This window comes from Butyrivibrio proteoclasticus (assembly GCF_900115735.1).
In the GTDB taxonomy this organism is placed as follows: domain Bacteria; phylum Bacillota; class Clostridia; order Lachnospirales; family Lachnospiraceae; genus Butyrivibrio; species Butyrivibrio proteoclasticus_B.
Map to the genome: position 1 here is coordinate 13239 of NZ_FOXO01000032.1, position 13482 is coordinate 26720.

At 39.8% G+C, this 13482-nt stretch carries 12 protein-coding genes; 7 read left to right on the forward strand and 5 right to left on the reverse strand.

Annotated elements, in window-relative coordinates:
* Positions 1–2 precede the first annotated feature (2 nt).
* The 5 genes from BM146_RS15630 to BM146_RS15650 all read right to left on the reverse strand — a co-directional run bounded on the left by BM146_RS15630 (position 3) and on the right by BM146_RS15650 (position 6710).
* Positions 3–1700, reverse strand: a complete 1698-nt coding sequence (locus tag BM146_RS15630) for a GGDEF domain-containing protein (RefSeq protein ID WP_074891090.1) — start codon at positions 1698–1700, stop codon at positions 3–5.
* The gene (locus tag BM146_RS15635) at positions 1690–3468 is read right to left on the reverse strand and encodes a GGDEF domain-containing protein (RefSeq protein WP_074891092.1); all 1779 of its coding nucleotides are present in this window, start codon (positions 3466–3468) and stop codon (positions 1690–1692) included. Before BM146_RS15635 ends, BM146_RS15630 begins: the two co-directional genes overlap by 11 nt.
* Positions 3469–3563: 95 nt before the next feature.
* The gene (locus BM146_RS15640) at positions 3564–4424 is read right to left on the reverse strand and encodes a TPM domain-containing protein (RefSeq protein ID WP_074891095.1); all 861 of its coding nucleotides are present in this window, start codon (positions 4422–4424) and stop codon (positions 3564–3566) included.
* A gap of 21 nt (positions 4425–4445) precedes the next feature.
* Positions 4446–5480 carry a TFIIB-type zinc ribbon-containing protein gene (locus tag BM146_RS15645; protein WP_074891098.1) on the reverse strand — a complete coding sequence of 345 codons (1035 nt, stop codon included), beginning with the start codon at positions 5478–5480 and terminating at the stop codon, positions 4446–4448.
* Positions 5481–5504: 24 nt separating this feature from the next.
* Positions 5505–6710, reverse strand: coding sequence for an SPFH domain-containing protein (locus tag BM146_RS15650; protein WP_074891101.1), 1206 nt, complete (start codon positions 6708–6710; stop codon positions 5505–5507).
* A gap of 124 nt (positions 6711–6834) precedes the next feature.
* Between BM146_RS15650 and BM146_RS15655 the strand changes: the two genes are divergently transcribed.
* From BM146_RS15655 to BM146_RS15680, 7 genes are all read left to right on the forward strand, one after another.
* A complete protein-coding gene (locus tag BM146_RS15655) occupies positions 6835–8193 on the forward strand; it encodes an ASKHA domain-containing protein (protein ID WP_074891104.1) in 1359 nt (452 codons plus the stop codon).
* 17 nt (positions 8194–8210) lie between these two features.
* The gene (locus tag BM146_RS15660) at positions 8211–8543 is read left to right on the forward strand and encodes a cupin domain-containing protein (protein ID WP_022775758.1); all 333 of its coding nucleotides are present in this window, start codon (positions 8211–8213) and stop codon (positions 8541–8543) included.
* On the forward strand, positions 8540–8710 hold the full coding sequence (locus BM146_RS19620) for a DUF6472 family protein (protein ID WP_177201703.1): 171 nt from the start codon (positions 8540–8542) through the stop codon (positions 8708–8710). The genes BM146_RS15660 and BM146_RS19620 overlap by 4 nt, the downstream gene beginning before the upstream one ends.
* Positions 8711–8726: 16 nt before the next feature.
* Positions 8727–9821 (forward strand): ABC transporter ATP-binding protein, encoded by a 1095-nt coding sequence (locus BM146_RS15665; RefSeq protein ID WP_074891106.1) that lies wholly within the window; start codon positions 8727–8729, stop codon positions 9819–9821.
* Positions 9818–10708, forward strand: coding sequence for a carbohydrate ABC transporter permease (locus BM146_RS15670; protein ID WP_074891108.1), 891 nt, complete (start codon positions 9818–9820; stop codon positions 10706–10708). The genes BM146_RS15665 and BM146_RS15670 overlap by 4 nt, the downstream gene beginning before the upstream one ends.
* Positions 10705–11535: a carbohydrate ABC transporter permease gene (locus tag BM146_RS15675; RefSeq protein WP_074891110.1), complete on the forward strand. Its 831-nt coding sequence runs from the start codon at positions 10705–10707 to the stop codon at positions 11533–11535. The genes BM146_RS15670 and BM146_RS15675 overlap by 4 nt, the downstream gene beginning before the upstream one ends.
* A 247-nt stretch (positions 11536–11782) precedes the next feature.
* Positions 11783–13414, forward strand: coding sequence for an ABC transporter substrate-binding protein (locus BM146_RS15680; RefSeq protein WP_083413597.1), 1632 nt, complete (start codon positions 11783–11785; stop codon positions 13412–13414).
* Positions 13415–13482: the final 68 nt, after the last annotated feature.

A 13482-nucleotide genomic window follows, 5' to 3' on the forward strand; every position in this document is an offset into this window, starting at 1 on the left:
ATTTATAGTCTTGTATGAATACCAAGCTGCTCGTGCATTATCTTTTTATTTTCATACATTCTTTGATCAGCCAAAAGATATACTTCGTGAGGATCGTTTTTGTCAAACTCATGAAGAAAAGCAAATCCGGTTGCGACACTTCTCTTGTATTCAGAATAAAGCGCATTCATAACGTTCAAAGCACTGACCATTCTGTCGATCATTGAAGGAATATCTTTGGTAGAAGAGTTCTTAATAATGGCAATAAACTCATCACCGCCAATTCTGGCGCAGAAGTCATTTTCACCAAAAGTTGTAGAAATAACCTTGGCAAAATCTTTGATGTATTTATCTCCCGTTGGATGACCGAATTTATCGTTTACAAGTTTTAGACCATTAAGATCGATACTGATAATGCAGTAGTCGTTGGTCTCATTTTTTAACTCTTCAAGCTCTTTATCTGCTTTGGCCCTGTTAGGAAGATTGGTCAGACCATCGGCATAAGCAAGGTGTGACAAAGAGTCATGCTCCTGACGTTGGGCATAGTTCCAGGTGATAAACACCAGGTAATTTGCCAACATCGAAACTACGAGGATAAGGTACCCAAAACAAATGATGGTTCGATTGAACATATAGAACAAAGTTTTTATGTGATATATCTCACCGATATATGACAGGAAATGGATAAATAAAGTAATCGCAAAACCTGTAATACCATTCATCTGTATCATGCCGGATTTAGAAATATCATGTTTTTTGAGGTTTTTATTGAGTAACCACAAAGTTACAACAAGGCCGAATATTGCATCGGCATAATAAAACGGCCTTGTCGTGCGCAAATGAATGTTGAAGGCATAGTGCAGTAAATACTGAATGGCAGGAATAATGCAGCTTATGATAGCTATGCCATAGAGCATTGCTTTTTGCGTTATTCTCTGAATAGAAAGCTGTATCAGGTAGAAATATGGAACTATCATGTAGAGTGTGAAAAACTCAATCTGCGTTTCCAAAGGAGTATGGTAAAAAAGTGAAAACAGATTGTAATAGCTCAAAAGCCAGGCACCGAGATTCATACATAGTAATGATTCCAGGATCTGAGCCTTGCTGTTTGGAATAGCGGCAGAGAAAATAAGTGACATGAACAGGTAAGTCACGCCGAAAATCTCCATGAATACACCTGTTGCAATAACAACAATGTTGTCATGAACAAGTTTCGCTTTTAAATCCTCATTACTTCCAAATAGCGGGCTTTCGTAATTTGTGGCTGCTCTGTGCTCACATACGGTCAGCTTCAGAGTCAGCTCTTTTCCCTGATAATCTCTTGGAAGTGTGATGAAATTGTAGTGCTTACCGATAAACGAAACTGAGTCATACAGATCAAGTGCGTATTCATAGACCAAAAGGTCGTCCACATAACACTCGACTGTTGTATACTTGCTACGCCACATAATAGCCGGAAATGGAATGTTTCCTAAATCCGGAAGAGTGGTCTTGAAAGTAAGTTTATCTCCACGTTCCAAAGGAGCAGATAACAGTTTGTAAAACTGCTCAATTTCCTGATTTTCATATCTGGTACCGTTTATATCAATTTCCCATCCATCTGTAAGATGTGCCATTTCATATTTAGGGGAAAATGAAAAGAAAATATGACATACGATCTCAATTGCGGCAAGAATCGCAAATGCACAGATGAGAGGAATCAAATGCCGTTTATATTTCATTTGAGTTACCTCCCTTCTGCGAGAAAGTCTTTAGAAGATCATCATAGAGCCTTCCAAGGGACTGATTGTGGTGCTGTTTTTTCATTGAGTACATTTTTGTGTCTGCTAAAAGATAAACATCCTGAGCTGTAGCACCTGCTTTAAAAGACAGTTCCTTATTTGTAGCATAGCCCCATGAGGCAGAATAACGAATGTGTTCTTCTTTGCTTGTCCTGAAGCACATTAAATCTACCATGCACTTGATTGCTCGCTCGCAGCGCTCTTCATCAATGTATGGTAAAACAACTATAAATTCATCTCCACCCATTCTTCCAATAAGGAGGGCCTCCGTGAAACTCTCTTTCAAAATAGCGGCAAAACCCTTAAGAAGATGGTCACCTTCTGTGTGCCCGTAATTGTCGTTGGTATATTTTAAGTAATCCAGATCCAGACTTATGATTGTATAGTCATCATCTAGTTTTGCCAAAGTAAGCTCGCATCTTGCCCTGTTAGCAATACCTGTCAACGCGTCGGTATAGGCAATGCCTTCAAGCTTTTCTTTTACACTTGATTCACTAAGATATTCGATTCGATGGTAGAAGTAATTCAGAAAAAGACATATCATAAACAAAAGTGCACCTACAGTAGTGAAATTTATAGATGCCGATTGTTCGCCTTCTGCAGAGTACTTGAGTATATTAAATACGATAATATCTATTTGTGCACAGATCATAAACACTAACAGACCTGCCACAAGGAAAACAGTGGACAGTGCAACTCCGCGGAACTCTGATTTTTCCTTTAAACGCTTTCGCAAAGATATAGTAAGGGTGATCACCATGTAGACACCTTGAATTAAGACAGTAAAGTGGAATAACACAACGAAGTTGCATATATGAGCGATGTTGAATATATGCATTAGTGTAACTGTTAGCACGAACAGAAGGCTTCCAAGGAAGCCATAAGCCACTATTTTTTTATTGCGGTCCCTTCCATCAAAGAGTACAAAGCCCATAATGCTGGGCGGAATCAGGAAAAGAGATAAGTATTCCAGGAATGTATAAAGGGCTGGATTGTCAGAAACAATCCAGAACAAGTCGTTGAAACAGAAAATATACATGCCCATGGCGAGAGAAGTGGTGGCACTAAAAAAAATGCTGGTATCTTTGCTGGAAGACATGAGCATAAATGGAGAAATAATGAGAAGGATAAATCCAAACATCATAAGGAAAATACCAACTACAACAGATAAGCGTTTGGGTTCTAGAAGCTGGTTGCAAATATCATTATAGGTTCCAAGATATACCGGAGAAAAACCGGAAAAAGCACTGTTTTCCTGGGCAGTAAAACGTATCTGAAGAGTTTTTTTACTGCAGTTTTTGGGAAGAGGAACAAAATTGTAGACCTTTGGGATCATTTTTCCTTTCTCGACATAGTCGTGACCAAAGGTGTACACAAGCGCGTCATCTACATATACATCAACAGTAGAAAGAATACTTCTAAAGCAGATACAGATTGGAATATCAGAATACGAAGTCAGATCAGGGAGAGTTGTTCGGATAACAATAATGTTGCCGCTGTTGGCAAGACCTGTATAAGAGTTTACTAAAGATTCAATGTAATGGTATTCACTGCCATGAGAAATAGTCCAGCCGGAATCAAGCTGGATAAGCTCAAATTCGTTCGGAGTATTAAACTTGGAAGTTCCCAAGACCGCTACTGTAAGCACTATAAGTGCTATAGCCAGTAGCGATAGGAAAGCAGTTTTAACTCTTGTTATTACGCTCACGTATACTTCTCCTATTATCACACTTATAGTATACTTCCAAGAGATAATTCTTGAACAGTATACAGATAATAAAGAAAAGATAAAATATTTATTGATTAGAAATGACCGTGGCTTCCACCATGCGAATGGCCTGAGCTGGACGTGTGTATAGATGAGCCACCAGAGCCGTGACTTCTTGATGAATCATTATCTTTTGGAAGAGGAGTATGAGTTACTCTTGTAGTTACATATCTGTCATCATGTGATCTCATGTTAAGACCTTGATGTGACTGATAACCTGACGCATTTGCCTGGCTGTGAACAGTCCTGAGCTGTGCACCCATAAAAAAGATAGGGATCAATGCAGAACCAAATCCGCATAGGAGACTGATTAGTATCAGCTTGATACTGCTACCTTTGCTGCGATATGGATTTCCTACATCTATGGCAGAACCATCATTGTAGCTTTCAAGATAACCATCACACATTTTGGCATATGTTGAGAATGCCCTGTAATAGTCTCCATCGGAAAGATATGGAAGCATACTGTCTACAAGCTCTTCCTGGCCATAATCAGTAAATGCGTAAATAGCCTCCCCTGAAGTGCTGATAGCCCACTCTCTATCATACATGCTGAGCATGAACAGAATTCCGCTGTCATTGTAATCAGCTCCAAAGCCGTTGTAGTCGAAATAGTCATCAGCGTAGTCCTGAATAGGGCCTGTGTGATCGTCTACTGTAAGAACAACAATGTTGCACTGCCTCTTTTGGCTGACAGATTCAAATTGCTCTAGAAGATCAGTTTCTTCATCATCAGTTAAAAGATTTGCCTTATCAACCAGAAGCTCTTTTTGCCTGGAGGAAGGAATTTCATAGCTGTCCCAGAGCTCTTCGGCAGCAGCCCATGTTGTAATACTAAATAAAGGCATTATCAGAAGAGTTATTGATAATAGTAAAAACCCCTTAATTTTTTTCATACTTAAACAATCTTTCTGAATTTAAAATGTAGAATACAAAATCATGTAAAAAATAATTGATGCGATAAATCCAATAGGAATGTAATACTTGAGCGCCTGCATAAAGCTTATAGGGAGATTACCTATAAATTTACCGGTCTGACCATTCATGGCAAACAGGAAGTTTTTATCATTCCAGGTTGTGTTTAGAATGTAGACAGGATAGAGGGCATATTTGCTTGATGAGCTGCTGGTGCTGCAGTTTTCGTGCTTAGTGCGTAGTGAACTGTAACCGCTTATGGTTGCCCTGAAATCTGCGGCAGCAGAAGCAGACATCCTCTGCAATGCTCTATCCTTGCATTCGTCAGATGTTACATTGTATTTATTGGCAAGAAATCCGGCAAGATAGCCCATATTAAAAGGAACCATTGTCGTGTGATCAAATGGTTCAAGAGATTCCATAAGGTCATCCGGCATTTCCTTGGAGCCATCAACAGGTACTTTCTCGAACTGTTCGCTTCCTGATCTTGAGATGTCATAGTATTTGGTCTCAGTGTACATATACTTAGAATCAGACCAGGTCCTTACCTTTGTTCCTTCAAAAGAACCGGAATATTCCTCTGTTGCATCAAAGAGCCAGAAAGGAACATAGACTCCCTTTATCTCATCAATGTGATTTTTTTCTAAAAAGACCTTTGGAACAAGCCTTTTTTTCTTTACATACTCAGTGTAAGTTTTCACAGCATCGTCTTTTGTGAGTTTAAAAGGAATGATGTAGTCAGGCTTAAATTCTCCTGTGAATTTTTCCTTTACAACGACATTGTTGCTGCAAAACGGGCATTTCAGTGATCCAAGAGACTCTGTTGCAAGTATTTCTCCTCCGCAGGATCCGCAGGAGTAGATGAACATTTCATCCTGTGTATCAGATGGAGTTCCGCTACTTTCAGAATTGTGATTGGCAACATAGTCTTTTACATCAAATTCTGAATCGCAATAAGGACATTTTAATTTCTGAGTATGTGGATTAAATTCCATTGCCCCGCCACAGGCGGGGCATTCATATTCTTGTAAAGCCATATTTCCCTCTAATGGATCATAGAATTAGTTTGCTGGTCTTGGAGTTCCACAGTTGGAGCAGAAGTTTCCTGTGTTAACAGCTCCGCAGGAACATGTCCAGTTAAGTGCTGGTCTTGGCTTTCCGCAGTTAGAGCAGAAGTTTCCAGTTGAAGTAGCACCACATGAGCATGTCCAAGCATTAGATGCAGGGGCAGCAGCTGGAGCTGGAGCGGCATTCTGAGCCTGTGCTCCCATGCCAAAGAGCTGACTTGCGTTCATTCCACCGGCCTGAGCAGCCATGTTCATTCCTGCAAATGCCATCATAGGACCTGTTGCTGTATTCTTTGCAGCATCCTGCATAGCCTGAGCCTGAGCGCTGGCAATAGTTGCAGCAGCCATATTAGGATTTCTTAATGCGCCTGCTCTCTGAAGTTCTTTGATTGTTTTCTCGTCTTCCTCGGAAGCAACTACGGAACTTACACCAAAGCTTGAAATCTTGATTCCGTAAACTTTAGTCCACTTATCTGAGAGAACTTCGTTAAGTGCATCTGCTATCTCTGTTGTGTGAGCAGGAAGCTGACTATAGCGGATTCCCATAGCGGAAATCTTAGCAAATGCAGGCTGAAGAGCAGTAAGAAGCTCACTCTTAAGCTGAGAGTCAAGTTTGTCTTTTCTGTATTCTCCTTCTACATTTCCACAAATGTTCTTATAAAAAAGGATAGGATCAACTATCTTGTAGCTGTATTCACCATGACACTTAATGCTTGCATCAAGGTCAAGTCCTATATTTGTATCTACAACACGGAAAGGAACAGGATTAACTGTGCCATACTTGTTTCCGATGATTTCTTTTGTGTTAAAGTAATAAACTCTCTGGTCTTTAGGAGTATTTCCACCAAAGCCAACACGTTTAGCAAACTCTTTAAAACTGTTTACGATGTTTTCTCCTAAGTCGCCATAGAAAATGGAAGGTTCAGCAGAGGTGTCATATACGAATTCACCTGCTTCAGCGCAGATTTCTGTAATCTGTCCCTGATCAACTAAAACAGCGCATTGTCCTTCATTTACTGCAATGATTGAGCCGTTTGAAATAACATTTTCAGAGCCTTTTTTATTTGAACCCTTTCCGGCTTTCTTTTCACCTTTTGTAAGGAGCACGTCATTTGTAAGAGACGGACAGTAAAAATACTCCCTCCACTGATCTGACAAAACATTACCACCTGCAACAAGTGCAGCCTGAATAAGCCCCATATCTTTCTCCTTTCATACGAAAAACAATAGTTGTCTGATAATTATATAGACATCTACTATTTTCGCACAAAATATAACAAAATACTATTTCTTTTTGCTCAAAATAACTGATGCTGATACAATTATGTGGATGAAAAATACACTTATTTCCGAGAAAAAACTAAATATCTATAAAGCCCATGGTTGCAAGGGAAATTGCTATAAGTGCACAAGAAAATGTTCTGACGCCGAACAGATAGACGTTCAGAGCACGATAATAGATGGAGATATAGACAAAAGATATGACGTCTACGGTATAGCTATTGACCTTGGTACAACAACAATCGCTGCAGCCCTTGTGGGATACGATGGTAACATGCAGACTGGCGAAGTGGCCTGCACTGCATCAAGTGTGAATCATCAGCGAAAGTATGGAGCGGACGTTATTAGCAGAATAGACAGAGCATCTGATCCTGAAACAGCCAAGTACTTAGAACAGCTTGTCATCCAGGATATTTGCGGCCTGGTAAAAGAGCTTTCGATGAAAGCAAAATCTGAGGTTACAACGATCTGTATTGCAGGGAACACGACAATGCTTCATTTTTTAAGAGGCTATAGCGTCTTGGGCCTTGGAAAATACCCATATAGCCCAAAGTCACTTGACCTTGAAGTTCTGGCGGGTGAAGAGCTGAGCCCAGAGCTTTCCGGTTATAAAGTGACTCTTTTTCCAGGAATATCAGCCTTTGTAGGGGCGGATATTGTAGCCGGAATTTTTTCCCTTGATATGGTAGAACATCCGGATAAAAAGTCCCTTATGGTTGACCTTGGGACAAACGGCGAGATAGTCTATTTTGACGGTACTAAGATTTATTCCACTTCAACAGCAGCGGGCCCTGTATTTGAGGGCGGCGGGATTTCCTGCGGTGTTCCTGCCATAAATGGTGCGATAAAACATATAAATATAGGAGATTTTTTTCCTGAATTGGATATAATAGGTAATGATAAACCTATAGGTCTTTGTGGAACAGGAGTTCTGGAAACAGTGTCAGAGCTCTTAAGGACCGGGCTCATGGATGATACGGGGCTTTTGTGCGATGAATATTTTGACAACGGATATCCTCTTACCAGAGAAAAAGATATTACAATAACTCAAAGCGATATCAGAAATGTTCAGCTTGCCAAGGCTGCTGTTTATTCCGGGATAGTCAATGTTTTAAATGGAAGAGATGTTGACAGTTTCTATGTTTCAGGAGGCTTTGGCTCCCACATTGATATAGACAGGATAAAGAATCTCAAAATGTTTCCTGAAGATCTGGTGTCAAAAGCTTTAGCAGCGGGAAACACTTCTCTTAAGGGATGTATAAAATATCTGGTGCAGGATCTTATGGGCGATGGTGAGAAAGTTCTTTTGGAAATAAAAAGAATAACTGAAATATCTGAGGTGATTCAGCTCGCAGAACTGGATCAGTTTGACAGTGATTATATAGAAGCAATGAATTTCTAAAAAAAGGAGATAAACTAATGCTAGACGAAAGATGGGTATTTCATGATGATGCAAAGGCAGAGGACCTTGGAAATGGTGTGGTAAGGCGTGTGCTTGCTTACAGCAAAGACCTTATGTGTGTTGAGAATACTTTTGAAGAAGGTGCGATTGGAGCCCTTCATCATCATCCACACACTCAGATCACATACGTTGTAAGCGGTAAATTTGAGTTTAATATTGATGGAGAAAAGAAAATTGTAAAAGCTGGCGATACAATGCTAAAGACAAACAGCGTTGAGCATGGCTGTGTCTGCCTTGAAAAGGGAGTTCTTTTGGATATCTTTAACCCAATGAGAGAGGACTTTGTATGATCTGTGATACATGTGCCAATTATGTATACGATGAAGACTGGGAATGTTACACATGCATGGTAAATATGGATGAAGATGACTACTACCGCATGATGTCGGGGAAGCGCTCAGAATGCCCATATTATCAGGACAACGATGAGTATAAAGTTGTAAGACATCAGATGTAAGCGGAGGAGGAGAGTTATGAAGATAGTTTTAGAACACTTAACTAAGAGATTTCCCAACAGGAACAAAAAGATAAAGGATGATGTGATTGCCGTAAATGACTTTAATTTTACTATACCTGACGGCAAGCTCATCGGACTTTTAGGACCATCCGGCTGTGGAAAAAGTACAGCTCTTAATCTCATTTGTGGACTTGAGAAACCTTCAGAAGGGAAAATTTTCTTTGGTGAGAAGGATGTTACAGAGCTTGCTCCTGAAAAGAGGGGCGTAGGTCTCGTATTCCAGAACTATGCTCTTTATCCACATCTTACTGTCTATGAGAACATTAAATTTCCCCTTGAAAATTTCAGAGGCGATAAAAAGCTGACCAGGGAAGAAATGGATGCCAAGGTAAAAGAGGCAGCAAAGCTTGTTCAGATTGAAGAACTAATGGATAGACGTCCAAACGAGATGTCCGGTGGCCAACAGCAAAGAGTTGCTATTGCAAGAGCACTTGTAAAAAGGCCGCAAGTTCTTTTGCTTGATGAGCCCCTTTCAAATCTTGACGCAAGACTTAGACTTCAGACAAGAGAAGAACTTAAGAGAATCCAGCTTGAAACAGGCATTACAACTGTGTTTGTAACCCATGACCAGGAAGAGGCCATGAGTATTTCAGATATGATAGTTGTTATGAAATCCGGTGTTCTTCAGCAGATGGGTAAACCTCAGGATATTTATGATGATCCTGATAACCTTTTTGTCGCAAGCTTTCTTGGAACACCTCAGATAAATGTTTTCAAAGGAAAGGTTAAAGAGGGAAAGGTTTATATTGGAGAGGCGGCTGTCTTTGACGCAAAGGGTGTAAAAGATTGTGACGTATACGTTGCCATAAGACCTGAAGGATTTATCCTTGATGAGAACGGGCCTCTTGCCTGTGACTATGTAAACCGTGAGATAATGGGCAGAGATACAAGTCTTATTGTTTCACATCCGGATTTTACAGGTGAAAAGATAAGAGGAATAATCTCATCTGATGATGAAGTTAAGATTGATGACGGAAAAGTCAGATTTTCACTTAAACCAAACAAAGTATTTATTTTTGATGGAAATTCAGAAGAGAGGATAAGGCTATGAAGAAAAACCTGACTGCATGGCTTTGCCTTTTGCCTGCAATACTGTTTTTGGGTATATTTATGGTTTACCCTTTATTTGATGTATTGGTCTATTCATTTGAAGAAGGCTATAACTTTGCATCTCAGAGCTTTTGGGGAACAGGAATTTACAACTATTCCTATGTGCTCCACGATCCGTTTTTTATCCAGGCTCTGAAAAATACTTTTATTATAGTTATAATTACGGTTCCACTTTCTACCGGAATCGCTCTTTTAATATCCCTTGAACTTAGCCAGATAAAGGTTTTGAGGGATTTCTTTCAGACAGTTTATTTCCTTCCCTACGTTACAAACACCTTGGCTGTAGGACTGGTATTTATGATTCTCTTTAAAAAGACTGCTTATTCCGACGGACTTATATCCATTCTGATACAGTTCTTTGGTGGCCCTTCTGTTGACTTTATTGATGGCCCTTACGCTGCAAAGATGTTTGTTATGTGTTTTTACACAATATGGATCGTAATGCCCTTTAAGATACTGATCCTCACAAGTGCTCTCGCTTCAGTAAATGAGATGTACTACAAGGCAGCAGTTGTTGATGACACGCCAAAGTGGAGAATATTCTACAAGATTACACTTCCTATGATATCCCCAATGGTTTTCTATCTGGTAATAACAGGATTTATCGGAGCCTTCAAGGCATACAGCGATGAGGTTGCCTTGTTTGGAACAGACCTTAATGCTGCAGGAATGAACACAATAGTTGGTTATGTATATGACATGCTCTATGGAAACAGCGGTGGCTATCCATCATATGCATCAGCTGCGGCGCTCATTCTTTTTGCCATAGTATTTACAATTACAACCATAAATCTCATGGTTAGTAGAAAGACGGTGTATTATCAATGAAAAATAAAACCAGGAATGTGATCATTTATGCCCTTCTTTCAATATGGGCTATCATAGTGTTGTTTCCTTTTTACTGGATGATACTTACTTCCATAAAAAGCTACAGCTCATACAACTCTGAATATGTCCCAAAGTTTATAGCTCTGAGCCCAACTGTTGAGAACTATGTAACAGCATTCACCGCGGTTCCTTTGGCAAAGTATTTCTTTAATACTATTGTCTTCACGGTTGTTACCACAGGCATGATGTTGGTTGTTGTGGTGCTTTCGGCATTTGCCTTTGCAAGGCTTGATTTTAAGGGAAAAGACCTTTTGTTTTCTCTTTTCCTTTCTCTTATGATGATTCCAAATGAACTTGTTATCATCACAAACTTTGTTACTATCACAAATCTAAATATGAGGAATACTTTCTCGGGGCTTATATTACCGTCAGTTACTTCAGTGTTCTACATATATCTTTTAAAAGAGAATTTTGAACAGATACCTGAAAACATCTATAAGGCAGCGAAAGTAGATGGAACTTCGGACTTCAGATATCTTTTCAGGGTTATGATCCCGATTTCCAAGCCCACGATAGTTACGATAACTATCCTAAAGGTCATTGAGTGCTGGAATTCTTATGTATGGCCAAGGCTTATTACTGATGATCAGAACTACTTCCTCGTTTCCAATGGAATTCAGGAGATCAGGGAAAACGGATTTGGGCGAGAGAATGTGCCGGCAATGATGGCAGCAGTGGTTGTAATATCTGTGCCGCTTGTTATCCTGTTCCTCGTTTTCAGAGATAAGATCATGGAAGGAGTTGCCCGCGGCGGGACTAAGGGCTGAGAGCACCTGGCGAGGTTTTTTCGAGCCTGGTGCGAACGTGTTAAGGCGAGCGAAGCGAGAGCTTAACTTCCTTATTTATTCAGAAGCGTATTGATGGGCAGATGAAGTTACATAATCGCTTCGGGGACGTTCCCACTTCGTTGCAAACGTAGCGGTACTAATATCCCAAAAGACGGGATATAAGTACCGGCGTTTGCAAAGCCCCCAAAGACTGATTATGAAACAATCATCTGCTTACCGATAGTCTATGATGCTTCTGATATTTCAGAACGGAGACGTTACTATGACTATAAATGTGAAAACTATAACTCTATCAATATTTGCAGCAATTGTGTTAACGGGATGTCACGGTTCAAAAGGTGGAAATGAGTTTGAGATTCCTGAAAACTTCGACGAGAGTAAAAATATAGAAATAACTTTCTGGGCTAAGAATGATACAAATAAGACCCAGACAGCGATATACAATAAAGCAATTGAGGATTTTGAAAAGATATATCCAAATATCACTGTAAATATGAGGCTGTATACCGATTATGGCAAGATATATAACGATGTAATTACAAATATATCTACCAATACAACACCGAATGTTTGTATCACATATCCTGATCATATTGCAACATATATGACTGGAAGTAATACGGTGGTGCCGCTTGATGGCTTATTTGCAGATGAGAGATATGGACTTGGCGGAAGTGAGGTTAAGTTTGATTCAGTGAGGGCGGATGAGATAGTGCCTGAATTTTTGAACGAGTGCATGATCGGTGATTATCACTATGCTATTCCATATATGAGATCTACTGAGGCCTGTTACGTGAACAAGACTTATGTAGAGGCACTTGGATATGAGCTTCCTGAGACACTTACATGGGATTTTGTGTGGGAAGTTTCAGAGAAAGCCATGGAACAAAATTCAGATGGGACATTCAAGATAAATGGACAGCAGGTAATGATTCCATTTATTTATAAGTCTACAGACAACATGATGATCCAGAGCCTTAAGCAGCTTGGAGCAGATTATTCAGATACAGACGGAAACATTTTGCTTTTTAATGACAGCACGAAAGAGATTCTCAGAACTGTAGCTGAACATACAAAAAACGGAGCTTTTTCAACATTTAAGATATCAGGATATCCTGCAAACTTCTTAAATGCCGGACAGTGCATATTTGCTATTGATTCAACAGCCGGCGCGACCTGGATGGGAAGTGATGCTCCACTTGTTGATATTGCTAAAGACAAGCTCGTTGATTTTGAGACAAAAGTCATGACAATTCCACAATATGATCCTTCAAATCCCAAGATGATCTCCCAGGGACCATCGGTGTGCGTCTTTAATAAGACAGATTCACAGGAAGTTCTTGCTTCGTGGCTTTTTGCGCAATATCTTTTGACTAATGACGTACAGATTGCTTACTCAGAGACAGAAGGCTATGTGCCTGTTACGTTAAAGGCTCAGAATGCACCTGAATATCAAGACTATATTGCAAAGGCCGGAACAGATGACAATGAGCATTATCAGGTAAAAATAGATGCTGCAAAGCTCCTTATGAATAATACTGAGAACACTTTTGTCACACCGGTGTTTAACGGCTCTACATCTGTAAGAGATGCGGCAGGCCAGATGATCGAAAATGTTACCAAAGCGGTTCGAAGAAAGAAAACAGTTGATGATAAGTTTATTGATGACCTCTATGAGGAAGTGAAATCTCTTTATCACCTGGATCAGGCAAGCACTGGCGCTGCAAATAGCAGTCAGAAAAAAGATCTCGGACCACTTCCTTTTGAATCAGTGGCGTTTTTATGTCTGCTTGTAATTGCCTGGATTCTTATTGGAACCTTTGCCATAAAAGATAAAATAAAGAATAAAACCAAATAAGTGTTTGTATTTTATTTATTATTTAGTATAATTTCCTTGTTTGGTATTGTTAGACATCAATAGTAGAT

Coding starts and splice junctions, on each gene's coding strand:
- BM146_RS15630 (WP_074891090.1), bottom strand. CDS start 1,700: ATGAAATATAAACGGCATTTGATTCCTCTCATCTGTGCATTTGCGATT.
- BM146_RS15640 (WP_074891095.1), bottom strand. CDS start 4,424: ATGAAAAAAATTAAGGGGTTTTTACTATTATCAATAACTCTTCTGATA.
- BM146_RS15645 (WP_074891098.1), bottom strand. CDS start 5,480: ATGGCTTTACAAGAATATGAATGCCCCGCCTGTGGCGGGGCAATGGAA.
- BM146_RS15650 (WP_074891101.1), bottom strand. CDS start 6,710: ATGGGGCTTATTCAGGCTGCACTTGTTGCAGGTGGTAATGTTTTGTCA.
- BM146_RS15655 (WP_074891104.1), top strand. CDS start 6,835: ATGTGGATGAAAAATACACTTATTTCCGAGAAAAAACTAAATATCTAT.
- BM146_RS15660 (WP_022775758.1), top strand. CDS start 8,211: ATGCTAGACGAAAGATGGGTATTTCATGATGATGCAAAGGCAGAGGAC.
- BM146_RS19620 (WP_177201703.1), top strand. CDS start 8,540: ATGATCTGTGATACATGTGCCAATTATGTATACGATGAAGACTGGGAA.
- BM146_RS15665 (WP_074891106.1), top strand. CDS start 8,727: ATGAAGATAGTTTTAGAACACTTAACTAAGAGATTTCCCAACAGGAAC.
- BM146_RS15670 (WP_074891108.1), top strand. CDS start 9,818: ATGAAGAAAAACCTGACTGCATGGCTTTGCCTTTTGCCTGCAATACTG.
- BM146_RS15675 (WP_074891110.1), top strand. CDS start 10,705: ATGAAAAATAAAACCAGGAATGTGATCATTTATGCCCTTCTTTCAATA.
- BM146_RS15680 (WP_083413597.1), top strand. CDS start 11,783: ATGATGCTTCTGATATTTCAGAACGGAGACGTTACTATGACTATAAAT.